The organism is Leifsonia sp. EB41 (genome assembly GCF_041262565.1).
Lineage (GTDB): Bacteria > Actinomycetota > Actinomycetes > Actinomycetales > Microbacteriaceae > Leifsonia.
This window is the reverse complement of record NZ_JBGCCJ010000001.1, coordinates 1,476,099-1,498,607: the sequence shown is the minus strand read 5'-3', so window position 1 is coordinate 1,498,607 and position 22,509 is coordinate 1,476,099. Positions and strand designations below refer to the sequence as shown.

Below are 22,509 nucleotides of genomic sequence, written 5' to 3'. Positions count from 1 at the left end.
ACCCTCGCGCGGGTCGCGCGCGGTGCGCAGGGCCGAAGGTCACGCGGGACTTTCGGCACTGGGCGACGCCGGCACAGGTTGGGACACTCGTCGCGTTCCCTGAGGGCTGGAGGATGCGATGGCCGAGACGATCATGGTCGGGGTCGACGGCAAAGCCGAGCACCGGGCGGCGCTGGAGTGGGCGGTGCGCCGCGCGGTCCGCGACGGCTCCCGGTTGGAGCTCGTCTTCGTGCTCCAGCATTCCTGGGGGGACGACGCGGACGGCCCGAGCGACCTGCTCGTCCTCGCGGCGAAGTCGCTGCTGGGGACCGAGCGGGAGGCCGCCCTCCGCATCGCAGAGGACGCCTCGGCGAGGGTGCCGGCACTGACCGGTCCCGAGCCCGCGCCGAGGCGCCATTCCGGCCTCGAGGTGGGGACGCGATACCTGTACGGGCACGTGGGCGCCGAACTGACGGCGGCCTCCCGCGGCGCCGACCTCCTGGTGGTCGGCGCCCGTTCGCGTTCGCAGCGCGACCGCGGCTTCGCCGGCTCGCTGCACCTGCGCGTCGCGTCGACCGCGGCCTGCTCGGTCGCCGTCGTTCCGCACGGCTGGGCACGGTCGGGGGCGGGCGTCGTGGCCGGTGTGGACGGCAAGCCGCCCTCGGAGACGGCCGTCGCGTTCGCCGCGGACGAGGCTGCGGCGCTCGGCGAAGGCCTGCGCCTGGTCTGCGTCGGCTACACCGCGAACCCCCTGCTCGCAGGCCTCGTCCCGGAGGTGTCGCTCGACGACAGGAGGCAGCGGATCGTGGACGCGGCGGCGGAGAGCGCGCGCGAGCGCCGCCCCGGCATCGACGTCCGCGCCGACGTGATCGAGGCGGCGCCCGCCCGAGGCTTGGTCGAGGCGGCGGAAGGCAGCAGAATGCTGATCGTGGGAACCCGCGATCGCCACGGCGCGAAGCGCGTCATGCTCGGCTCGGTCGGCCACGACGTGCTGCTGAACGTCCGCGTGCCCGTCGTGATCGCGCGAACGCGCCACGAGGCCGAGTGAGCGGCGCGCCGGGCACGACGGAGGTCGTCGCTCCCGCTGCGCCGAGTCCGGTCCAGGTCGCGGCCTGCCAGGACGCGGCGGCAGTGCTCGCGGGCCAGCGGACCACGGCAGACGGCCTCAGCGACGCGGAGGCCGCCGCCCGGCTCGCCACGATCGGCCCGAACGCCGTCCGCGGTCACCGGGCCCGCCCCTGGCGTGTCCTCGGCCGCCAGGTGCGCAGCCCGATCCTCATCCTGCTGTTCGCGACCGCCATCGTCTCCGCGTTCGTCGGCCAGGGGACGGAGGCCGTCATCATCGCGGTCATCCTCGTGGTCAGCGTCGGCCTGGGGTTCGTGAACGAGTTCCGGGCCGAGCAGGCGGCGGACGCCCTCCACGACCGGCTCCGGCACACCTCGATCGTGCTGCGCGGCGGCACTCGCCGCAGCGTGGACGTCACGGAGCTCGTCCCCGGTGACGTCGTAGTGCTCTCGGTGGGCTCCGTCGTCCCCGCCGACCTGCGGCTCTTCGAGGTCAACGGGCTGGAGTGCGACGAGAGCATCGTGACAGGCGAAGCGCACGCGGCGGCCAAGTCCCTCGACCCGGTGGCGGAGGGCGCCGGGGTCGGCGACCTCGCCTGCAGCGCTCTGATGGGCACCGTCGTGCACGCCGGAGGCGGGGTCGGCGTCGTGGTCGCGACCGGCGGGACGACGGAGTTCGGCCGGATCGCCGTCGGCCTCGGCACGCAGCAACCGCAGACCGAGTTCCAGCGCGGCCTCGGCCAGTTCTCGACCTTCCTGCTGCTGGTCGCGATCATCCTGACGACCCTGATCTTCGTCGCGGCGCTGCTGCTCGGCCGACCGCTCATCGAGTCGCTGCTGTTCTCGCTCGCCATCGCGGTGGGCATCACCCCGCAGCTGCTTCCTGCCGTGGTCAGCACCAGCCTCGCTGCCGGCTCCCGCGCCCTCGCGCGGCGCCGGGTGCTCGTGAAGCGGATGGTCTGCATCGAGGACCTGGGTGACCTCGATCTCCTGGTCACGGACAAGACCGGGACGCTCACTACCGGCCGGATCGTGTTCGACCGCCCGGTGCCGTTGGACCACGTGGAGGCCGACGAGGTGCTGCTGCTCGGCCTGCTCGCCACCGACACCGATCCCGCCGCGCCGCAGACGGTCGGCCTGAACGCGCTCGACGCCGCCCTGTGGGAGAGCGCAGAGGCGGCCTCCGCCCCGGTCGCGGCGTACCGGAGGCTGGACGCCGTGCCGTTCGACCACGAGCGCCGCATGGCCGGCGCTCTGGTCGCCGCGACCGGCTCCGCTCCCATCGTCGTCGTGAAGGGCGCCCCGGAGTCCGTCCTCGCGCTCTGCGCGGACGTGGACCCGTCGGCGGCCGGGACGCTGTCGCAGCTCTACGCTGCGGGCTCGCGCGTCATCGCCATCGCCACGAGGGCAGCAGGCGACCTGGTCGCGCTGACCCCCGGCGACGAGACCGGCCTGACCCTGCGCGGCTTCCTGGCGTTCGTGGACGGCGTGAAGCCGGACGCGCGCGCGTCCCTGCAGCGGCTCGCCGACCTCGGCGTCGGGGTGAAGATCGCCACCGGAGACAGTGCCGTCGTGGCCGAGCGCGTCTGCGCCGAGCTCGGGATGCCCGGCGCCGGCACCCTGACCGGCGAGGCGGTCGACGCGCTCGACGACGCGCAGCTCGCGGAGTCCGCCCGCGCCGCCACGATCTTCGCCCGCGTTTCGCCCGAGCAGAAGGCGCGCATCATCCGCGTCTTGCGCCAGAAGGGCCGCGCGGTCGGCTTCCTCGGCGACGGCGTCAACGACGCCCTGGCCCTGCACAGCGCCGACATCGGCATCTCGGTCGACTCCGCCGTGGACGTGGCGAAGGACGCCGCCGACGTGCTGCTGCTCGACAAGGACCTCGACGTCCTCGCCGACGGTGTGACCGAGGGGCGTCGCATCTTCGCGAACACCATCAAGTACGTGCTGATGGGGACCTCCAGCAACTTCGGCAACATGTTCAGCGCCTCGATCGCGTCGGTCATCCTGCCGTTCCTGCCGATGCTCCCCGGCCAGATCCTGCTCAACAACCTGCTCTACGACTCCAGCCAGCTCGCCATCCCGAGCGACAACGTGGATGCGGAGCAGCTCACGGTCCCGTCGCACTGGGACATCGGAGCGATCCGCCGCTTCATGCTGCTCTTCGGCCCGATCAGCTCGGTGTTCGACTTCGCCACGTTCGGGCTGATGCTCTTCGCATTCAACGCCGCGCCGCCGGAGTTCCGTTCAGGCTGGTTCATCGAGTCGATCGCGACGCAGACGCTGATCGTGTTCGTGATCAGGACGCGCCGGGTGCCGTTCCTGCGCAGCCGTGCCTCCCTCCCGCTCGCCGTCTCGGTCCTCGCGGTGGTGGCCGTCGGAGCCTGGCTGCCGTACTCGCCGCTGGCCGGGCTGCTGGGCTTCACGCCGCTGCCCGCGCTGTTCTTCCTCGCGCTGGTCGGCCTGGTGCTCGTGTACCTCGTGCTCGTGGAGCTCGCGAAGGTCTGGTACTACGCCCGGCTGAGCGCCCCGCGAGCGCCGGCGGTGCGCCGTCGCGCGTACCCGCACCGGGTTGCCCGCCGGGCGGCGCGGTTCACGACCCGCTCTCCACGGGCGACCTGAAGATCTCCACCGCCTCCCGCACCGCATACGCCACGATCACGAGCCCCGCCACCGGGTCCGCCCACCACCAGCCGAAGAGGCCGTTGAGCACGATGCCAACGAGGACGGCGGTCGCGAGGATGCCGTCCACCAGGGTGACCCGGCCCTCCGTGATCAGGACGGGGTTGCCGAGCCGGCGGCCGGTGCGGGCCTTGCCGAAAGCGAGGGCGAACATCACGAGCGCAGTCACGGCCGTCCAGCCCGCGCCGCCGGGGGTCGGCGCGGCGCGGTGGCCGGCGATCAGCGCGACGACGGCCTGGACGAGGAGGTAGGCGGCCAGCAGGACGAACGCGACGCCGATCAGTCGCAGGGCGAGTCGCTGACGGCGCTCGCCGGCGCCGGTCAGCTCCCAGATGACGACGACGCTGGCGAAGATCTCGATCAGGCTGTCCAGGCCGAAGCCGAGCAGGGCGACCGACGCGCTCGCGTATGCGAGGACGGCGAGCACGACGACGCCGACGACGTTCCAGCCGAGCGTGACCGCCTCCAGCCCGATGCCGAAGCGGACCAGGCGGTGGCGGGTCGCCTGGTCGAGCTGCGAGCCCGTCATTGCGTCGGCCCGGGCACGAGCTCGAGGCTCAGCTCGTCCAGATTGCGGAGGTGCGCGGTGGCGTGCGCCCTCGCGGCCTCGGTGATGCGCTGGGCGTCGGCCAGGGTCGCGGCGTCGACGGTCACCCGTGCGCTGCCGTGCAACCGGTGGCCGACCCAGCGGAGCTGCACGCGCGGCACCGCGGTCACGCCGGGGGTGTCCTCGAGCGCGTGCTCCAGCCGGCCGACGAGCTCGGGCTCGATGCTGTCGAGGAGGCGGCGGCCGATGCTGCGGACGGTACCCCACAGCAGCACGATGATCGCGGCCGAGATGAGGAGGCCGACGATCGGGTCGGCGAGCGGGAAGCCGAGCATGACGCCGATCGCGCCGATCACCACGGCGAGCGAGGTGAAGCCGTCGATGCGGGCGTGGACGCCGTCCGCGACGAGGGCGGCGGAGCCGATCCGCTGCCCGACCCGGATGCGGTAGATCGCGACCGCCTCGTTGCCGGCGAAGCCGATCAGGCCGGCGACGACCACCCAGCCGAGGTTCTCCAGCGGGTGCGGGTGGAAGAACCGGTCGATCGACTGCCAGGCGGCGACGATCGCGGACAGGGCGACGACCGCGATGATGAACAGCCCGGCGAGGTCCTCGGCGCGGCCGTAGCCGTAGGTGTAGCGCCGGGTCGCGAGCCGGCGGCCGAGCACGAACGCGACCCAGAGCGGCACGGCCGTCAGCGCGTCCGAGAAGTTGTGGACGGTGTCCGCGAGCAGCGCGACGGACCCGCTGAACCCCACGACGATCGCCTGCAGAAGCGTGGTGCCGAGCAGGACGAACAGGCTGATCTTCAGCGCGCGGACGCCCTCGGTGCTGGCCTCCAGGGCGTCGTCGATCGAGTCGGCGGCGTCGTGGGAGTGCGGGACGAAGAGACCGTAGAGGAAACCCTTGAAGCCGGTCGGGTGATGGTGGTCGTGGTCGTGGTCTTGGTCGTGGTCGTGGTCGTGCTCGTGGTGGGTGTGGGTCCCGCTGCTCATGCCGACGCCTCCACGTGATGATGCCGCGGTGTCCCGCCCAGCGAGTGCTCCGCCTGGAAGATCGCGTCCGTGACCAGCCGGCTCGCGTGCTCGTTCTCCATCCGGTAGAAGACCCGCTGGCCGTCCTGGCGCGTCGCCACGATCCGGGCCAGCCGCAGCTTCGCCAGGTGCTGCGAGACGGCGGCGGGCTGCTTGTCGAGGATGTCGGCGAGGTGGTTCACCGACAGCTCGCCGGCGTCGCGGAGGGCCAGGATGATGCGCACCCGGGTGGCGTCGGCGAGCATCCCGAACACTTCGACCGCGAGCTCGACGAACTGGCTGTCGGGGAGACGTCCGCATATCGGCTTATCTGCGTGCATACGCAGATTAAAGCACACCCCGCCGACGGCAAGGCCGTCAGCCCGGGATCAGGCCTCCGGCCGCCGCAGGATCAGGAAGCGGACGCCGTACGGCCCGATGCTCAGCGGGAAGCTGCTCAGGTTGTCGACCGTCGTCACCTCGCTGTCGTCGCCCGCGTCGATCACGGTCGCCCCGAGCGGCAGCGCGTCCGACCGCACCGTGCCGTCCACGGCCTCCGCGCTCATGTTGAGCACCGTGAGCTGCATGACCGGGAGGCCGTGCTCGTCCAGCGACTCCAGCTCGTGCACGAGCACCAGCATCCCGGGGTGCGCCACATCGGGCACGTCGACCTGGCGGGCCGTCGCGATGCCGTAGCGGGAGCGGATGCGCAGGAGGTCGCCGAGCCCGCTCGCGAACGAGTCCGGCCGGGCGAGCTGGTCGGGGAGGGTGCCGTACAGCGACCGGGATCGCGGCATGCCCGAGGCCGAGCGCTCCTCCTCCGGCGCGATCCCGAGCAGGTCGTGGGCGCCGCGCTCGATCCAGCGGGTGTCGCCGTCGGCGATCAGGTCGGCGACCTGCTCCCGCGGGACGGTGAGCGAGCCGAGCAGGTCCCAGCCGGACAGCGCGAAGACACCGGGCTGCCAGGCGTTGAACGCCGCGAGCAGCAGGTGCGCGTCGCGGATCGCCGGTACGTCGGCCTCCGTGATGGAGTCGAGCGTCGCGTGGCCCTGCGTCGCGGCGATGAGGGAGGCCGTGGTGCAGGCGATCCCGTTCGTCGTGAACACCAGGTTGTAGTCGGCGGCCGGGGCGGTCAGGGCCTCCAGCAGCTCCGACCGGATCAGCTCGGCCAGCTCGCCGCCCGGCAGCTCCTGGTAGCGGAACGGGTACAGGTCGTTCTTGTGCAGCGTCGCCCAGTGCACGAGCTCGTAGGTGAGCTCGTCGTGGTTCTGGAGGCCGTGCACCAGGCTCGCCGGCTCCACGCCCAGCTCCAGCGACGTCCGCAGCGTGAGCCGCAGGAACTCGGTGTCGCCGGTCGCGAGCGCGTGGTGGTAGGCGGGCCGGTTGATGAAGTCGTACGAGAGGTCCGCGCCGACCGCGCCGGTGTCCCGGATGTCCTCCACCGTCAGGTTGAGCTCCTGGAAGGTGAAGCCACCGACCTTGCGGACCATTCCCGCGATGACGTGGTTGGCCGCGGCCGAGAGCGGGTGGCCCTCGGACCAGGCCGGCAGGCCCTCCGCGCTCTTCTCGACGCCGAGGAAGCCGTTCGCGTCCAGCCGCAGCGCGCTGGTGCCGAGGTCGCCGAGCGAGTGGAGGGCGTCGCCGATGACCAGGCGCATCCCCGAGAAGGTCGGGTCGAGCCAGTTGACCGAGGGCTGGCCCTCCTTGAAGTAGTGCAGGTAGACCCAGCGGCGGGTCACGCCGTCGACGCCGACGACCGGCGCGGTGACGCTCCAGTTCGTCTCCTTGACGCCGGGGGCGTAGAAGATGACGCGCTGCAGCTCGCCGATGATGTAGCCGCGCTCGGCGAGGGAGGCCTCCGTCGCCGGGTCGAGGTTCACCGAGTCGCGGTGCTCGGGCACCTCCGGCAGCAGGTGCCACTCCTCCGGCGGGATCTCGACCATGTGGTAGATGCCCGGGTAGTCCTTGTACGCCATCTCGGCGAGGCGGAAGTCGGCGCCCTTGCCGGTGTGGCCGGGCACGATGTCGTCGATGACGACGCCGCCGTGCTCCTCGGCGACGTCGGTCATCCGCTGGAAGGTCTCCTCGTCGCCGAAGATGGGGTCGATCTGGGTGCCGATCCGGTCGAAGTGCCCGTCGACGCTCGGGGTCTCCTGCCAGCCGCGGAGACCGCCGGCGCGCTTCACCGGGCCGGTGTGCACGCCGTTGATGCCGATCCGCTCGAACACGTTCCACAGCTCGGGGTCCGCGAGGGCCGCGAGGAAGCTCTGGTCCCTGCGGGTGATGAGCGAGATCGGGTACGCGGTGAACCAGACGTCGGACGTCGACACCGCACGGCGCGCATCGGGCCGCGCGTAGGGGTTGCGCCACATGCTCGGCGAGCCGGAGAGCTGACGGCTGAGCACGTCGGCGTCCTTCAGCATCGACTGGCGGACCAGCCACTGCACGTAGGCGGGGTTCAGCCCGTTCGCTGCGCGCGGGTCGGAGACCGTGCGGCGGATCGCGCCGCCGCGCAGGTTGGCGCGCGGGCGCAGCCGGCGCGGCCGGGCGGGGTAGAGCTGTTCGTCGTAGGTGATCTCGGTCGATTCGGGCTCTGCGCCCTCCGCGGTCTCGTCCATCTCTCTCCTTCCGGCCGCTGCCACCGTATCCCTTTCCGCCGAGACGTGAGCAATCGTGGAAATCGCACCCGCGATTTCCACGATTGGTCACCTCTCGTTGGTGTGCCAGGGGAGGGGGAGGGACTGGGCGGGGGAGTTCGGGGGGACGATGAGGATGCCGGTCGCGGCGGCCAGGCCGCGCAGCATGGCTGCGCCGCGCCAGCGCGCGACGACGGGTCGGCCGTCGACCTCGGAGTACGGGACGAGAACGGTCGTCCCCGCTCGGCCCTCGACCTCGGCGTCGCCGGCGGGGTGCGTCGGCGCGGGAGGCCGCCCGGCCAGCCCGGCCAGCAGCGGCTCCACGAGCGTGATCGCCGAGACCATCGCCGCGAGCGGGTTGCCGGGAAGCGCCGCGACGAGCCGCCCGTCCGGCAGCTCCGCGATCCGCGTCGGGCCGCCGGGCCGCATGGCCACCCCGTCGACCAGGAGGCGTGCGCCGAGTGCACGGAGGGCGTCGCGGAGGTGGTCGGCCGACGACGTCCCGGTGCCGCCCGTCGTCACGATCAGCGCCGCGTCCGCGTCGCGCAGCGCCGCCACAGTGTCCTCCAGCCGGTCCGGCACGCGGGCCGTGCCGGTCACCCGGCCGCCCAGCATCCCGATCAGGGCCGGGAGCTGCACGGCGAAGCTGTCGCGGACGCGCCCGGGCCCGGGCACGCCGGAGGTCACGACCTCGTCGCCGGTGAACACGAGAGCGACCGAGGGGACGGCCGCCACGAGGAGGTCGTCGGCGCCGGTCGCCGCAGCGAGGGCGACGTGCGCCGGGTTGAGCAGGGCGCCCGCGGCGATCAGCCGTTCTCCGGTCAGCGCCTCCGTCCCGGGGTGACGGATGTGGTGGCCGGGCCGCGGCTCACCCGCGACGGTCGAGCGCAGCATCCCGCCGGCGACCTCCCCGCTCTCGCTGCGCAGCACGGCGAAGGCGTCGGCCGCCACGAGCGCTCCAGTGACGATCGGGGCGGCCTGTCCGCGGCCGGGGTCGGAGTCCACCAGCCTCCACGGCCCGTCGCCCGCGACCAGCCAGCCGTCCATCGCCGCCGACGCGAAGTGCGGGAGGTCGATCGGCGTCACGAGATCGACGGCGAGACGCCGGCCGATCGCAGCGTCGAGCGCGACCCGCTCACGCGGCAGCGCCGACCCCGCCACCGCGGCGATGGCACGCGCCTCGTCCCACGACGGCCGTCCAGGATGCCCGGTCACCGCGTCATGCCCATTCCCGATCCTCTTCCCGCAGTATTCGAATGACCGCCGCGGGCATTCCGGTAGGGTCTCACGCTACGCCGTGGTAAGCCTGGAGCATGAGTCGCACGACATCGCGAAAACAGATCACGCGCATCGTCGTCGGTGAATCGCGCAGCCGCCGGGAGGATGTGCTGGCCGTCGAGGAGCCGCTCGAGATCCGGGTGGCCGGCACGCCGCTCTCGATCACCATGCGCACGCCGGGGAGCGACTTCGACCTGGCGGCCGGCTTCCTCGTCTCCGAGGGCGTCGTCTCCCACGGCGACCAGCTGAGCGCCATCCGCTACTGCGCGGGAGGCGCGGTCGACGGCGAGAACACCTACAACGTCCTCGACGTGACGCTGGCGCCCGGAGTTCCGCGACCGGACGCGAGCCTCGACCGCAACTTCTACATGACCAGCTCGTGCGGCCTGTGCGGCAAGGCGAGCATCGACGCCGTGCGCACGCGCTCCGCGTATCCGGTCGACGCCGACCCGGTCGCGATCACCGACGAGCTGCTCACCACGCTTCCCGACCGGCTGCGCGAGGGGCAGGCGATGTTCGAGAAGACCGGAGGCCTCCACGCCGCTGCGCTGTTCGACGCCGCGACCGGCGCCCTACTCGTGCTGCGCGAGGATGTCGGCCGGCACAACGCGGTCGACAAGGTCGTCGGCTGGGCGCTCAAGGAGGACCGCCTCCCGCTGAGCGGGACCGTGCTGATGGTGTCGGGCAGGGCGAGTTTCGAGCTGGTCCAGAAGGCGTCGATGGCCGGAATCCCGATCCTCGCCGCGGTGTCGGCGCCGTCGTCGCTCGCGGTCGACCTGGGCCGGGAGCTCGGCGTCACCGTCGTCGGGTTCCTCCGGGGGTCGTCGATGGTCGTCTACTCGGGTGACGAGCGGATTCTGGTGACGGAGAAGACAGAGAAAGCGATGGCCTGATGCCGAAGACGGACGTCAACCCCGGCGACGAGTACCCCGACCTGGAGGTCGGCCACAACAAGAAGTGGGCCGTCGGCGTGCCGGCCATCCTGCACTCGATGGAGCCCGCCATCCGCGACATGGGCCCCGCCCGCACCGCGAAGCTGATGACGGCCATCAACCAGAAGAACGGCTTCGACTGCATGAGCTGCGCGTGGCCCGACCCGGGTGACCGCAACATCCTCGAGTTCTGCGAGAACGGCGCGAAGGCCGTCACCTGGGAGGCCACCCCGATCACGGTGCCGACCAGCTTCTGGGCCGAGAATTCGCTGACCAGCCTGCTCGACAAGTCGGAGTACTGGCTCGGGATGCAGGGCCGCCTCGTGGAGCCCGTGCACAAGCCGTCCGGCGCCGACCACTACGAGCCGATCGGCTGGGACGAGGCCTTCGCCCTGATCGCCGACCGCCTGAACGGCCTCGCGTCGCCCGATCAGGCCGCGTTCTACACCAGCGGCCGCACCGCGAACGAGACGGCGTTCGCCTACCAGCTCTTCGCGCGGGCGTTCGGCACCAACAACCTCCCGGACTGCTCGAACATGTGCCACGAGTCGACGGGGACGGCGCTCAGCGAGACCATCGGCATCGGCAAGTCGACCATCGCCTACGACGACTTCGGCAAAGCCGACCTGATCGTCGTGATGGGCCAGAACCCCGGCACGAACCATCCGCGCATGCTGACCGCGCTGGAGGAGGCCAAGCGCAACGGCGCCACCATCGTCGCCGTCAACCCGCTGCCGGAGGCCGGGCTCATCCGCTACAAGAACCCGCAGAAGCCGCGCGGCATCATCGGCAAGGGCACGCAGATCGCCGACCACTTCCTGCAGATCCGGTCGGGCGGCGACATGGCGTTGTTGCAGGCCGTCTCGCAGCGGGTGCTGGAGGCCGAGGACGCCGCTCCAGGGACGGTGCTCGACCACGAGTTCCTCGCCGAGCACACCCTCGGCCTGGAGGAGTTCCGCGCGCACATCGCGACGCTCGACGACTTCACCGTGCTGGAGGCGACCGGGCTGACACTGGAGGAGATCGACCTCCTCGCCGACCTCTACATCCGCTCCGAGCGAGTCATCATCACCTGGGCCATGGGCCTCACGCAGCAGAAGAACGCGGTCGCGACCCTGAAAGAGCTGATCACGCTGCTCCTCCTGCGCGGCAACATCGGCAAGCCCGGCGCGGGCGCCTCCCCGATCCGCGGGCACAGCAACGTGCAGGGCGACCGGACCATGGGCATCTGGGAGCAGATGCCGGACACGTTCCTGGACGCCCTCCAGGCCGAGTTCGGCTTCGACCCGCCGCGCGCGCACGGCTTCGACGCGCTGCAGACGCTCGCCGGCCTCCAGCGCGGCGACATCGACGTGTTCTTCGCGATGGGAGGCAACTTCGTCGCCGCGATCTCGGACACCGCCGCCGCGGAGGCGGCCATGCGCGGCGCCGGGCTGACGGTGCAGGTCTCCACCAAGCTGAACCGCTCGCACGTCGTCACCGGCGAGGAGGCGCTGATCCTGCCCACGCTCGGCCGCACCGAGGTGGACCTCCAGGCCGGCGGCCCGCAGTTCCTGTCGGTGGAGGACAGTGTGTGCGCCGTGCACGCGACGCACGGCAGGATCCCGCCGGTCGCGCCGGGGCTGCTGTCCGAGGTGGCGATCGTGTCCCGCCTCGCTCAGGCGACGCTCGGCGGGAGGCACGGGATCGACTGGGCCGGCTTCGAGGCCGAGTACGACGTCATCCGCGACCACATCAGCCGCGTCGTCCCGGGTTTCGGGAGCTTCAACGCGGACGTCCGCCGCAAGGGCGGCTTCGTCCTCCCGAACGGCCCGCGCGACGAGCGCCGCTTCGACACGGCGACGGGCAAGGCGATGATCACCGTCAACGAGCTGGAGCCGCTGGAGCGCCCGGAGGGCCGGCTGATCCTCCAGACGCTGCGCTCGCACGACCAGTTCAACACGACGATCTACAGCCTCAACGACCGCTACCGGGGCATCAAGAACGGCCGCGACGTGATCTTCGTGAACCCGGACGACCTGGTCGAGCTCGGGCTGACGGACGGCCAGCGCGTCGACATCCACAGCGAGTGGGCGGACGAGGTCGACCGTGTGCTCCCGAACTACCGGGTGGTCTCGTACCCGACCGCGCGCGGCTGCGCGGCGGCGTACTACCCGGAGGCGAATGTGCTGGTGCCACTGCAGAGCGCGGCGACGGGCAGCAACACCCCCGTCTCAAAAGCCGTGATCGTCCGCCTCGTCCCAGTCGCCTGATCCGCCGAAGGGCACGTAAACGCCCCTAAAAGCGCGTTTTAGGGGCGTTTACGTGCCCCTCGACGGTTGGGGAGGGTCGGCGCTACGGGTTCGGGCCGCCCCGCTCTGGCCGCGCCCGCTTCAGGTAGCTCCGCGACCGCGCCACCTGGTGCTCCAGCGCGTCCACCGTCTGCGACATGCTCGTGATCGCCTGCCCCCGGTACACGTCGATCCCGTCCATCGTCGCGAACACGTCGTCGAAGGCGCGCTGCAGCACCTGCGCGTCGACGGCGGAGGTGGTCTGCTCCTTCTGGATCTGCTCCGTCTGGTCGCGCAGCACCTCGCCGGTGCGGCCGATCAGGGCGTTCGTGCTCTGGTGGAGGGCGCCGAGCTGGTCGATGACGAGGCGCTGGTTCTCCAGGGCCTGCGCCACGACCACGGCGGTGCGCAGCGCGGAGACCGTGGTGGTCTTGGCCCGCTCGACGCCCTTGATCAGCTCCACGTTGTTCTTCTTGATCACGTCGAGGGCGAGGTAGGCCTGCACGGAAACCGCGATCTGGGTGGTGAGGTCCTGGCGGCGCTGGCGGATCGGGAAGAGCGCCTCTTTTTCCAGCGTCGCCGCTCGCACCGGGTCGGTGAGGCGGAGGTCGTCGGCGCGCTCCACGGTCGCGCGGTCGAGCGCGGCGGCCAGCGTGACGTACTCGTTCAGCCGCTCCGTCGTCTTCCAGAGCGCCGTGCGCTCGTTCTCGATCTCCTCGTTGTCGCGGCGCAGCCACTCCTCGCCGTGGTCGAGGGACACCACGATCTGGTCGAGCTGCTTCTGCGCCGACTCGAACCGCTCGACGTACTTGCGGAGGCGGCGGCCGCCCGGCATGCGCGCCAGCATCCGGTAGCTCTTGCTGGTGTGCTGCGGATCGAAGTCGCTCACCGTCGCCCGCAGGGCCTGGAGGGTGCGCAGGACGCCGTACTGCGGGTCCGTCCGCACCGCCTTGCCGCGCGCCGCGGCCAGCGCGGTGGCCGGGCGGCTCAGCAGCTGCCGGGAGGCGTTGCTCGACTCCTGCATCTCGGTGTCGCCGAGGCGGGAGAAACCGGTGATCTTGCGCCGGAAGGCCTCGCTGCCCGGGTCGGCGCCGGCCAGGTCGCGGATCCACTCGCGCGCGCGGGACTCCAGCTCGGCCGCCCGCTGAGGAGAGACGCTCATCATCCCCATCGCACGCTCGTCGGGAAGCTCCGGCACCGCCTCGGGCGGCTGCAGCTCGTCTCCCTGACCCGCATCCATGTCGTTCTCCTCCCACCAGGACCGCAACCCCTCCAGGGTAGGCCGCGCACCTGCGTGAAGGGTAAGGTCTGCCGGATGGACGGGATCGAGTTCGCGCGGGCGACCGCGGCCGACGTGCCGGCGATCGTGGCGCTCGTGCACGAGGCCTACGAGCCGTACGTCCTACGCCTCGGGGTCACGCCGGCGCCGCTGACGGCGGACTACGCCGCGATCGTCGGCGACGGGGGAGCGGTCGTGGCCTTCCGCGATGGGCGCGTCGTCGGCCTCCTGGTCAGCGCGGTGCATCCGGGATTCGTGGAGGTCGAGAACATCGCGGTGGCCGCGAGCGAGCGCGGCTCCGGGCTCGGGACCCGCCTGCTCGACCTCGCCGACGAGCAGGCCAGGGCGGCAGGGGCGACGGAGGTGCGGCTGTACACGAACGCGGGGATGACCGAGAACGTCGCGTACTACCCGCGTCGCGGCTTCCGCGAGACCGGGCGCCGCCGATCGGACGGCTACGACCGGGTGTTCTTCGCCCGCAGCGTTGCCCCGGCACGCGACTGAGCCGTTCCGCGTATGGACCGCCCTCGCTGGCAGCCTCCCCGTCCCGGTGGGATACTCGCGGCATGGGCAGCACCACCACCGACCGCGCGTCCTTCTTCGACGGGCTCGCGGCCGAGTTCCTCCAGCACTACACGCGCGGGCCGCGGTTCATCGCGGTCACGGGTGTGGCCGGCGCCGACCTCCAGGCGGCGGCGGACGCGCTCGCCGAGGCGCTGCGCGCGTCGGGCCAGGCCGCCGAGCGCACCCACACGACGGCGCACGTCACGCCCGACAGCCTCCGCAGCGACGTGGTGACGCCGTTCCGCACCGCGGCGCCGGAGGGCGTCCTCGTCGTCGACGGGCCCGGCCTGCTGGGCGAGACCCTGCGCGGGTTCTGGAACTTCTCGGTCTGGATCGAGCACGACCCGGAGCGCGACGCCGACTGGTCGTTCGTCGCCACCGGGCGCAAGGACCCGCTGGGCGCGCCCCGGGAGGTCGCCTCCGTGCTGTTCGACGACGCCGACCCGGAGCGGCCGCGGCGGCTGTTCGCGGACTCCTGCTGAGCTGCTAACGCGGCCGGTCGAACCGCGCCCCGACCGGGTTCGGCGGCAGCGCGGTGAGCACGAGCTGCACCACCCACCCGAACGGCGCGAACGAGATGAAGTACAACGGCCCGGCCAGGTTCGCGTCGTGCAGGCGGCGCCAGACCAGGGCCAGGTGCGGCACCAGGGTCGCGAACACCCACACGATCCACACGGCGAGCAGCACCCAGAAGAGCGGGCCGACGAGGCGCGACGAGCCGGTCATCCGGAGGCTCCCACTCAGTCGGCCGATCACGACGACGAACGTCCAGTAGACGATCGCCAGGAGCACGTCGAACAGGAAGAACCACCAGTACTCGCTGCGGCTCGCCCGGCCGGTGAAGTCGGCGTACTTGGTGAAGAACCGGCGGATGGCGTCGCCCATGTTCGCACCATAGAGCGGCGCCCAGAGCGGGGCCGGCGGCTGCGGCGTCGACATCGGGTCCTCCAATCGTGGGGGTTCGAGTCCAGGATGCGACGGCGGGCCGTCCCGCGCACCAGCGTCTTCCGCTGAGGGACGACCGCGACACGACTCGCCGCTCAATCGAGCGCCGTGCCCAGTCCGGGGGCCGCCCCGGGTTAGAGTTGGCGGCTGGGGGGACCGCCGCATCGAACGGATCGAGACCCCCGCATGCCACGTCAGGAGCGCGCCGAGCGCAGCCGCGCCAGCATCCTCGAGGCTGCCGCGGACGAGTTCGACCAGCACGGCTACGCCGGAGCCCGGCTCGAGCGGATCGTCGAGCGCACCGGGCTGACCAAGGGCGCGGTGTACTTCCACTTCCGGTCGAAGCTCGACCTCGCGAAGGCCCTGGTCGTGGAGAAGTACGGCAACTGGCCCGCGATCGTCTCCGAGGTCGACGCGAGCGGTCTGCGTGGCGTGGCGGCCGCCGCCGAGCTGACCAGGAGGGTGGGCGCGGTGTTCGCATCGGATGTGCGGGTGCGCGCGGCGATGGCGCTCTCGCAGACGATCCTCCCGCCCGGGCCGGACGCCGACCCCTACGACCATTGGGTCGGGGTCGTCGCCGGCTACCTCGAACAGGAGCCGTCGCTTCCGCAGGGGCTCACCCCTCGCGAGGTCGCCGTGGTGGCGGTCCAGGGCTTCTTCGGTGCGTACATGATCGCGGCGGAACGCGGCCGCCTCGACGAGCTGCCGGCCGACATCGACCGGCTCTGGGGTGCGCTGGGGGCGCTCGCCGCGAAGGGCGTCTGAGCGCCGCACCGCGCGTCGCGACGGGATGTCGCGGGCCGCAGGCGGCCGGTGCGATACGTTCCTCCGGGCGGATCACTCCGATCCGCATTTCCTGGGGGGAACCGAATGAAGAAGATCTCCGTCGTCGCCGCTGCCTCGATCGCGCTCGTCGCAGCGCTGAGCGGGTGCTCCGCGTCCACGCCGGCCCGCGCTTCCAAGCCGACCGTCAGTGCCACCACCACGGCTGCCGCTCAGACGCGCGCGCAGGCGTGCGCCATCGTCATGAAGGCGATGAAGGACGTCGCCTCGAAGCAGGGCGAGGCCGCGGCGGCGATGTCCGACCCGTCGAAGGCGCAGGCGATCCTGGACGAGATGACCGCGTCCTTCGCGAGCATGGACTCGGGCGTCACCAACCCGGAGGTGAAGGTCAAGTCGCACGCCGCCGCGGCGGCCTTTACGGACTACGCGGACTACATCAAGAAGATCCAGGCCGACCCGTCCAGCGTCGACACCAACGTGCTCACCACCAAGCTCAAGACGCTGTCGACGGCGTCGACGGCGGTCGGTACGGAGTGCGCGGGCGCCTAGGTCACCGTCAGAGCGCGGTGAGCTCCTCGCGGACGAAGCGCGCGAACTGCTCTGCGGCCGCGGGCTGCGAGCGGGTGCGGTTGCGGGCGATCCCGATGACCCGCTCCGCTTCATCGGCGAGCGGGACCGCCACGATCCCCGGCTCCGCCGGTGTGTCGGGGATGAGCGCGACGCCGACGCCGTCGCGCACGAGCGCGCGCAGGGTCGACAGCTCGGTGACCTCGATCACCGGTGAGAGCACCTCACCGTGCGCGGCGAAGTAGGCGTCCGCGATCGTCCGCAATCCCGAGCCCGGGCGCAATGCGACCAGCTCGGCCTCCGTCAGATCGGCGAAGGAGGCCTCGCTGCGCACGGCCAGGGGATGTCCCACCGGCACGCCGAGCACCAGCCGCTCCGCGGTCAGCGGCACCCACTCGATGTCGGGGTCGCGCGGGTCGGGGCTGAGGAAGGCCAGGTCGGCCGAGCCCTCGCGCAGCGCGTCGAGCACGGTGTCCGCCGTCCCGCCGCGCAGGGCGAAGCGGATGTCGGGGAACAGGCTGCGGTACTCGCTGACCACGCGCGGCAGCAGCCAGCTCCCGAACGACGAGACGTAGGCGAGGGAGACGATCCCGGCGGCCGGGTCGCGGAGGGCGTCGATGCGGGCGCGCGCGGTGTCGAGCTCCGCCTCCGCGCGTGACGCGTGGGCCAGCAGGATCTCGCCGTACTGGTTGAGCTCCAGGTGCCCGCGGCGGCGGTCGAACAGCTCGACGTCGGCCTCCGCCTCCAGCCGCGCGAGGGAGCGCGAGAGGGTCGACTGCGAGACCCCGAGCGTCTCGGCGGCCAGGGCCAGATGGCCCTCCGTCGCCAGCGCCCGGAAGTGGGCGATCTCGTCGATCCGCATGCACACCATCATGGCCCACCCGGGAGGTGCGCGCCGGGAGGCCGCAGCGCGAGCGCCGGACCCCCGCGAACGGGGGAGTGCTCAAATGAGCGGTCTACCCCTGTACGAGTTCTCTGTACGTTCACTCACAAGACAGTGCGCGGTTCTCCGCCATCCCTAAGGTTGCCGCGGACTCGCACGAGATCCCCCCTTCCGATCGAGGAGAGAAATGTCAACCAGACTGCGCACTTTGTGGCGCGCCGCCACCGCCGTGGCCGTCGGAGCAGGCCTCGCCGCCGGCTCCCTCGTCGCGACACCGGCGTTCGCCAGCACAGACGGCACCGGTGTCGTCATCAACGAGGCGTACTTGTCCGGCGGCAGCGCCGGAGCCGCCTACGCCAACAAGTTCGTCGAGCTCTACAACCCGGGCGACCAGCCCGTCGCGCTGACCGGCTGGAGCGTGCAGTACCGCTCCGCGACCAGCACTGGCGCGGCGAACGGGGTCGTCGCGCTGAGCGGAACGATCGCCGCCAAGGGCTACTACCTGGTCGCCGGAGCCTCCAACGGCACCGCGGGCGCCGCCCTCCCGACGCCGGACGCCGCAAGCAACGGACTGAACCCGTCCGGTGCCTCCGGCACCCTCATCCTGGCCAAGTCGGCCACCGCGCTGACCCTCCCAGCGGGCTCCGTCACGGGCAACGCCAACGTCGCGGACCTGATCGGATACGGCACGTCGAACACCTTCGAAGGTTCGAAGGCTGCGACGGCGCCGAGCGGCAACACGGATGTGAAGTCTCTCAACCGCACGTCCTTCACGGACACCGACGACAACGCCGCGGACATCTCGCTGAGCGCGACGATCACCCCGCAGAACACCGCGTCGGCCACCGACCCCGGCAACCCGGGCGACGGCGGAGGCACCGACCCCGGGACCGGGACCGACCCGGGTCCGCCCGGCACGGTCTCCATCGCTGAGATCCAGGGCACGGGTGACACCAGCCCGAAGGCCGGCCAGACGGTCAGCACCGTCGGCGTCGTCACCGCGGCCTACCCGACCGGAGGCTTCAACGGCTTCTACCTGCAGACCCCGGGCACGGGAGGCGCGATCGACCTCGCGACCCACACCGCGTCCGACGCGCTCTTCGTCTTCGGCTCCTCCGCTGCCGCCAGCGTCGCCGTGGGCGACTACGTGCAGGTGACCGGCGCCGTCAGCGAGTTCAACGGCCTCACCGAGCTGACCGCCACGAAGGTCGACAAGCTCGACGCGAGCACCGTCACCGCGCCGACCCCCGCGACCGTCGCCCTCCCGACGACCGACGCGCAGCGCGAGAGCCTCGAGGGGATGCTGCTCGCTCCGCAGGGCGCCTTCACCGTCACCGACGTCTACTCGGCCAACCAGTACGGCGAGATCGGCCTCGCGGCCGGCGACAAGCCGCTGGTCCAGGCGACCGAGACCGCCCGTCCCGGCACCCCGGCCTACGCCGCAGCCGTCGCCGACAACAAGTCCCGTTCCGTCACCCTCGACGACGGCGCCTCGACCAACTTCCTCAGCTCGGCGAACAAGTCCAAGCCGCTGCCGTACCTGTCGCTGACCGGCCCGGTCCGCGTCGGCGCGCCGGTCACGTTCACCAAGCCGGTCATCCTCGACTACCGCAACGACGCCTGGAAGTTCCAGCCGACCGCCGAGCTCACCCCGGCGACCGCGGCGACCGTCCAGCCCGTCACCTTCGGGAACACCCGCACCGCGGCCCCGGCCAACGTCGGAGGCGACCTGCGCCTGGCGACGTTCAACGTGCTGAACTACTTCCCGACCACCGGCGACCAGCTCCCCGGCTGCACGTTCTACACCGACCGCGACGGCAACAAGATCACCGTCAACTCCGGCTGCGACGCCCGCGGCGCCGCCGACGCGACCAGCCTCAAGCGTCAGCAGGACAAGATCGTCGCCGCGATCAACGCCCTCACCGCCGACGTCGTCTCCCTGGAGGAGATCGAGAACTCGGCGCGCTTCGGCCTGAACCGCGACGACGCGCTGAAGACCCTGGTCTCCGCGCTCAACGCGGCGGCGGGCAGCGACGTCTGGGCGTTCGTGCCCTCCCCGTCGAAGCTCCCGGCCTCCGAGGACGTGATCCGCACGGCGTTCATCTACAAGAAGGCCGTGGCGGCCCCGGTCGGCGCGTCGACGATCCTCGACGACGCGGCGTTCTCGAACGCCCGCCAGCCGCTCGCCCAGGCCTTCAAGAAGGTCGGAGCGCAGGACTCGTCGGCCTTCATCGCCATCGTGAACCACTTCAAGTCGAAGGGCTCCGGCTCGGGCGCGGACGCCGACCAGGGCGACGGGCAGGGCGCGTCCAACGCCTCCCGCGTCAAGCAGGCCACCGCCCTCGTCGCGTTCGCGAACGAGCGCACGGCGACGCTGGGCTCCGACAAGGTGCTCCTGATCGGTGACTTCAACGCCTACCTCAACGAGGACCCGATCAAGGTCCTCACCGACGCCGGCTACATCGACCAGGTCAGCACCCGCACCTCGAAGGCGACCTACTCCTTCGGCGGCACGGTCGGCTCGCTCGACCACGTCCTCGCCTCGCCCGCCGCGAACGCGGCGATCACCGGCGCGGACGTCTGGAACATCAACTCCGTGGAGTCGGTGGCCCTGGAGTACAGCCGCTACAACTACAACGCGACCAACTTCTACGAGCCGAGCCCGTACCGCTCCAGCGACCACGACCCCGTCGTGATCGGCCTGGACCTGAAGGCCGCTCCCGTGACGCTCAACCTGCTGAACATCAACGACTTCCACGGTCGGATCGACAGCAACACCGTGAAGTTCGCCGGCACCGTCGAGAAGCTGCGCGCCGAGGGCGGCGAGGGCAACACCCTCTTCCTCTCCGCGGGCGACAACATCGGCGCCTCGCTGTTCGCCTCGGCCTCGGCCGGCGACGTCCCCACCCTCGACGTGCTGAACGCGCTCGACCTGAAGACGAGCGCCGTGGGCAACCACGAGTTCGACAAGGGCCTCAGCGACCTCACCGGCCGGGTCAAGGACGCCGCGAAGTTCGGCTACCTCGGCGCGAACGTCTACCAGAAGGGCACCAAGACCCCGGCGCTTCCGGAGTACCAGGTGTTCACGGTCAACGGCCTGAAGGTCGGCGTCATCGGCGCCGTCACGCAGGAGACCCCGACCCTGGTCTCGCCCGGCGGCATCTCGACGGTCGACTTCGGCGACCCGGTGGAGGCAGTGAACCGCGTCGCGGCGCAGCTCACCGACGGCGACCCGGCCAACGGCGAGGCCGACGTGATCGTGGCCGAGTACCACGAGGGCGCCGGCTTCGGCCAGCCCGAAGGTGCGACGCTCGACCAGGAGGTCGCGGCCGGCGGAGCGTTCGCCGACATCGTGACCAAGACCAGCGCGAAGGTCTCGGCGATCTTCACCGGCCACACCCACAAGCAGTACGCGTGGGAGGGCCCGGTCCCCGGTGTCGCGGGCGCGACCCGTCCGATCGTCCAGACCGGCAGCTACGGCGAGAACATCGGCCAGATCACGCTGACCGTGGACGGCGACAGCAAGCAGGTCACCGCGCACACCGACCGCAACGTGGCGCGCACCACGGACAGCGACGCGAGCCTCGTCGCCGCCTACCCGCGGGTCGCGAAAGTCAAGACGATCGTCGACAAGGCGCTCGCCGACGCGGCGGTCATCGGCAACCAGAAGGTCGGGGCGGTCACCTCCGACATCACCACGGCGTACCTCAACGGTGGCCGCGACGACCGGATGAGCGAGTCCACCCTGGGCAACCTCGTGGCCGACTCGCTGCTGTCGACGCTCTCGCCCGCTCAGCTCGGCGGCGCCGAGATCGGCGTGGTGAACCCGGGTGGCCTCCGCGCCGAGCTGCTGTACGGCACGGACGGATCGGTCAGCTACGCGCAGGCCAACGCCGTGCTGCCGTTCGTGAACAACCTGTGGACGACCTCCCTCACCGGAGCGCAGTTCAAGCAGGCGCTTGAGCAGCAGTGGCAGCGGAACGCGGACGGCACAGTGCCGAGCCGGCCGTTCCTCAACCTGGGCCTGTCGAAGAACGTGTCGTACACGTACGACGCCACCCGGCCGGAGGGCGACCGCATCACGAGCATCCTCGTGAACGGCTCGGCCATCGACCCGGCGAAGTCGTACCGGATCGGCACGTTCTCGTTCCTCGCGCAGGGCGGCGACAACTTCCGGGCGTTCGCGGCCGGAACCGACACGCGCGACTCGGGTCTCATCGACCGGGACGCCTGGATCGGCTACATCTCCGCGCACAGCCCGCTGTCGCCGAGCTTCGCCCGCCGCGGCGTGTCCGTCACGGACGTGCCGACGACGACGCTGACCCGCGGCCAGCAGGTGAGCTTCGGAGTTCAGAAGCTGAACCTGACCAGCCTGGGCAGCCCGGCCAACACCTCGCTCGAACTGAGCTGGGGCGGTTCGGCGGTCATCGGCAGCGTGCCGGTGGACGCTGCAGGCAACGCGACCGTGAGCTTCACGGTCCCGGCCTCGGCCGCCGGCGCGAGCACCCTGGTGCTCACCGCCAAGGAGTCCGGCACGACCGTGCGCATCCCGCTCACGGTGGAGGCCGCTCCGACCGACGGCAAGCCGACGACCGACCCGAAGGCGGCCCCCGAGTCCGCGCTCACCAAGGCCTTGAATGGGAAGATCTCGTTCAAGGACAAGGCCTACCACGCGGGCGACCCGATCGACATCACGGTCGGCAAGGCGCGTGCGGGCCAGTGGGTCTCGGTGTGGGTGTACTCGCAGCCCGCTGCCGTGGGCGCCGGCTGGATCCAGGTGCCCGCCGACGGCATCCTGCACCTCACCCTGCCGAAGCCGCTCGCGAAGGGCGACCACAAGCTGTCCGTGCAGGACAGCACGAACTCGGTGATCGGCTGGGGTGACCTCAAGGTCTCCAACGGCAACGCGCTTGGCCACTGGGTGTGGACGCTGGTCTGGAACTGGCTCACCGGCTGGCTCTGGGGCTGGCAGCAGCAGTAACCGTGAATGACGACCGCCGGGCGCGCACATCGCGTCCGGCGGTTCGTCGTTCCCCGGTTGTAGTGCATGTAAACAATCATTGACACCGTGTCCGCATCGCTTTAC

Annotated in this window: 17 protein-coding genes; 9 read left to right on the top strand and 8 right to left on the bottom strand. The window is 71.4% G+C overall.

What is annotated here, in order from left to right:
* Positions 1-118: 118 nt before the first annotated feature.
* Positions 119-1,027: a universal stress protein gene (locus ABH923_RS07360; protein WP_370054683.1), complete on the top strand. Its 909-nt coding sequence runs from the start codon at positions 119-121 to the stop codon at positions 1,025-1,027.
* Complete coding sequence (mgtA, locus tag ABH923_RS07355; RefSeq protein ID WP_370054682.1) at positions 1,024-3,666, top strand: magnesium-translocating P-type ATPase; 2,643 nt, start codon at positions 1,024-1,026, stop codon at positions 3,664-3,666. The genes ABH923_RS07360 and mgtA overlap by 4 nt, the downstream gene beginning before the upstream one ends.
* On the opposite strand, the gene ABH923_RS07350 is transcribed toward mgtA, so the two are convergent.
* From ABH923_RS07350 to ABH923_RS07330, 5 genes are all read right to left on the bottom strand, one after another.
* Positions 3,638-4,255, bottom strand: coding sequence for a cation diffusion facilitator family transporter (locus tag ABH923_RS07350; RefSeq protein WP_370054681.1), 618 nt, complete (start codon positions 4,253-4,255; stop codon positions 3,638-3,640). The two genes, mgtA and ABH923_RS07350, sit on opposite strands and share 29 nt — an antisense overlap.
* Positions 4,252-5,268 carry a cation diffusion facilitator family transporter gene (locus tag ABH923_RS07345; protein WP_370054680.1) on the bottom strand — a complete coding sequence of 339 codons (1,017 nt, stop codon included), beginning with the start codon at positions 5,266-5,268 and terminating at the stop codon, positions 4,252-4,254. The genes ABH923_RS07350 and ABH923_RS07345 overlap by 4 nt, the downstream gene beginning before the upstream one ends.
* Complete coding sequence (locus tag ABH923_RS07340; RefSeq protein WP_370054679.1) at positions 5,265-5,627, bottom strand: ArsR/SmtB family transcription factor; 363 nt, start codon at positions 5,625-5,627, stop codon at positions 5,265-5,267. Before ABH923_RS07340 ends, ABH923_RS07345 begins: the two co-directional genes overlap by 4 nt.
* A gap of 48 nt (positions 5,628-5,675) precedes the next feature.
* The gene (treS, locus tag ABH923_RS07335; protein ID WP_370054678.1) at positions 5,676-7,904 is read right to left on the bottom strand and encodes a maltose alpha-D-glucosyltransferase; all 2,229 of its coding nucleotides are present in this window, start codon (positions 7,902-7,904) and stop codon (positions 5,676-5,678) included.
* Positions 7,905-7,991: 87 nt separating this feature from the next.
* Positions 7,992-9,137, bottom strand: coding sequence for a molybdopterin molybdotransferase MoeA (locus tag ABH923_RS07330; protein WP_370054677.1), 1,146 nt, complete (start codon positions 9,135-9,137; stop codon positions 7,992-7,994).
* A 98-nt stretch (positions 9,138-9,235) separates the two neighbouring features.
* Here ABH923_RS07330 and fdhD point away from each other — a divergent pair, with 98 nt between their 5' ends.
* Together fdhD and ABH923_RS07320 are read left to right on the top strand one after the other, a co-directional pair.
* A complete protein-coding gene (gene fdhD / locus ABH923_RS07325) occupies positions 9,236-10,093 on the top strand; it encodes a formate dehydrogenase accessory sulfurtransferase FdhD (protein ID WP_370054676.1) in 858 nt (285 codons plus the stop codon).
* Positions 10,093-12,384 (top strand): FdhF/YdeP family oxidoreductase, encoded by a 2,292-nt coding sequence (locus tag ABH923_RS07320; RefSeq protein ID WP_370054675.1) that lies wholly within the window; start codon positions 10,093-10,095, stop codon positions 12,382-12,384. Before fdhD ends, ABH923_RS07320 begins: the two co-directional genes overlap by 1 nt.
* A gap of 82 nt (positions 12,385-12,466) precedes the next feature.
* On the opposite strand, the gene ABH923_RS07315 is transcribed toward ABH923_RS07320, so the two are convergent.
* Positions 12,467-13,642 carry a toxic anion resistance protein gene (locus ABH923_RS07315; protein ID WP_370054674.1) on the bottom strand — a complete coding sequence of 392 codons (1,176 nt, stop codon included), beginning with the start codon at positions 13,640-13,642 and terminating at the stop codon, positions 12,467-12,469.
* A 75-nt stretch (positions 13,643-13,717) separates the two neighbouring features.
* Between ABH923_RS07315 and ABH923_RS07310 the strand changes: the two genes are divergently transcribed.
* Entirely contained in the window at positions 13,718-14,185 is a 468-nt protein-coding gene (locus ABH923_RS07310; RefSeq protein WP_370054673.1) for a GNAT family N-acetyltransferase, read from the top strand.
* 62 nt (positions 14,186-14,247) lie between these two features.
* The gene (locus tag ABH923_RS07305) at positions 14,248-14,727 is read left to right on the top strand and encodes a hypothetical protein (protein ID WP_370054672.1); all 480 of its coding nucleotides are present in this window, start codon (positions 14,248-14,250) and stop codon (positions 14,725-14,727) included.
* Between the two features lie 4 nt (positions 14,728-14,731).
* Here ABH923_RS07305 and ABH923_RS07300 read toward each other — a convergent pair whose 3' ends face one another.
* Positions 14,732-15,184: a DUF805 domain-containing protein gene (locus tag ABH923_RS07300; protein WP_370054671.1), complete on the bottom strand. Its 453-nt coding sequence runs from the start codon at positions 15,182-15,184 to the stop codon at positions 14,732-14,734.
* Positions 15,185-15,376: 192 nt separating this feature from the next.
* On the opposite strand from ABH923_RS07300, the gene ABH923_RS07295 reads away from it, so the two are divergent.
* Positions 15,377-15,955 carry a TetR family transcriptional regulator gene (locus tag ABH923_RS07295; RefSeq protein WP_370054670.1) on the top strand — a complete coding sequence of 193 codons (579 nt, stop codon included), beginning with the start codon at positions 15,377-15,379 and terminating at the stop codon, positions 15,953-15,955.
* A 105-nt stretch (positions 15,956-16,060) separates the two neighbouring features.
* Positions 16,061-16,522 (top strand): hypothetical protein, encoded by a 462-nt coding sequence (locus ABH923_RS07290; RefSeq protein ID WP_370054669.1) that lies wholly within the window; start codon positions 16,061-16,063, stop codon positions 16,520-16,522.
* Between the two features lie 7 nt (positions 16,523-16,529).
* On the opposite strand, the gene ABH923_RS07285 is transcribed toward ABH923_RS07290, so the two are convergent.
* Positions 16,530-17,402, bottom strand: coding sequence for a LysR substrate-binding domain-containing protein (locus tag ABH923_RS07285; protein WP_370054668.1), 873 nt, complete (start codon positions 17,400-17,402; stop codon positions 16,530-16,532).
* Between the two features lie 208 nt (positions 17,403-17,610).
* Here ABH923_RS07285 and ABH923_RS07280 point away from each other — a divergent pair, with 208 nt between their 5' ends.
* Entirely contained in the window at positions 17,611-22,404 is a 4,794-nt protein-coding gene (locus ABH923_RS07280; protein ID WP_370054667.1) for an ExeM/NucH family extracellular endonuclease, read from the top strand.
* Positions 22,405-22,509 lie beyond the last annotated feature (105 nt).

Excerpts from the sequence above, each read along its gene's own strand:
- ABH923_RS07360 (WP_370054683.1), top strand. The coding sequence starts at position 119 with ATGGCCGAGACGATCATGGTCGGGGTCGACGGCAAAGCCGAGCACCGG.
- ABH923_RS07350 (WP_370054681.1), bottom strand. The coding sequence starts at position 4,255 with ATGACGGGCTCGCAGCTCGACCAGGCGACCCGCCACCGCCTGGTCCGC.
- ABH923_RS07345 (WP_370054680.1), bottom strand. The coding sequence starts at position 5,268 with ATGAGCAGCGGGACCCACACCCACCACGAGCACGACCACGACCACGAC.
- ABH923_RS07340 (WP_370054679.1), bottom strand. The coding sequence starts at position 5,627 with ATGCACGCAGATAAGCCGATATGCGGACGTCTCCCCGACAGCCAGTTC.
- treS (WP_370054678.1), bottom strand. The coding sequence starts at position 7,904 with ATGGACGAGACCGCGGAGGGCGCAGAGCCCGAATCGACCGAGATCACC.
- fdhD (WP_370054676.1), top strand. The coding sequence starts at position 9,236 with ATGAGTCGCACGACATCGCGAAAACAGATCACGCGCATCGTCGTCGGT.
- ABH923_RS07320 (WP_370054675.1), top strand. The coding sequence starts at position 10,093 with ATGCCGAAGACGGACGTCAACCCCGGCGACGAGTACCCCGACCTGGAG.
- ABH923_RS07315 (WP_370054674.1), bottom strand. The coding sequence starts at position 13,642 with ATGGATGCGGGTCAGGGAGACGAGCTGCAGCCGCCCGAGGCGGTGCCG.
- ABH923_RS07310 (WP_370054673.1), top strand. The coding sequence starts at position 13,718 with ATGGACGGGATCGAGTTCGCGCGGGCGACCGCGGCCGACGTGCCGGCG.
- ABH923_RS07305 (WP_370054672.1), top strand. The coding sequence starts at position 14,248 with ATGGGCAGCACCACCACCGACCGCGCGTCCTTCTTCGACGGGCTCGCG.
- ABH923_RS07300 (WP_370054671.1), bottom strand. The coding sequence starts at position 15,184 with ATGTCGACGCCGCAGCCGCCGGCCCCGCTCTGGGCGCCGCTCTATGGT.
- ABH923_RS07295 (WP_370054670.1), top strand. The coding sequence starts at position 15,377 with ATGCCACGTCAGGAGCGCGCCGAGCGCAGCCGCGCCAGCATCCTCGAG.
- ABH923_RS07290 (WP_370054669.1), top strand. The coding sequence starts at position 16,061 with ATGAAGAAGATCTCCGTCGTCGCCGCTGCCTCGATCGCGCTCGTCGCA.
- ABH923_RS07285 (WP_370054668.1), bottom strand. The coding sequence starts at position 17,402 with ATGCGGATCGACGAGATCGCCCACTTCCGGGCGCTGGCGACGGAGGGC.
- ABH923_RS07280 (WP_370054667.1), top strand. The coding sequence starts at position 17,611 with ATGTCAACCAGACTGCGCACTTTGTGGCGCGCCGCCACCGCCGTGGCC.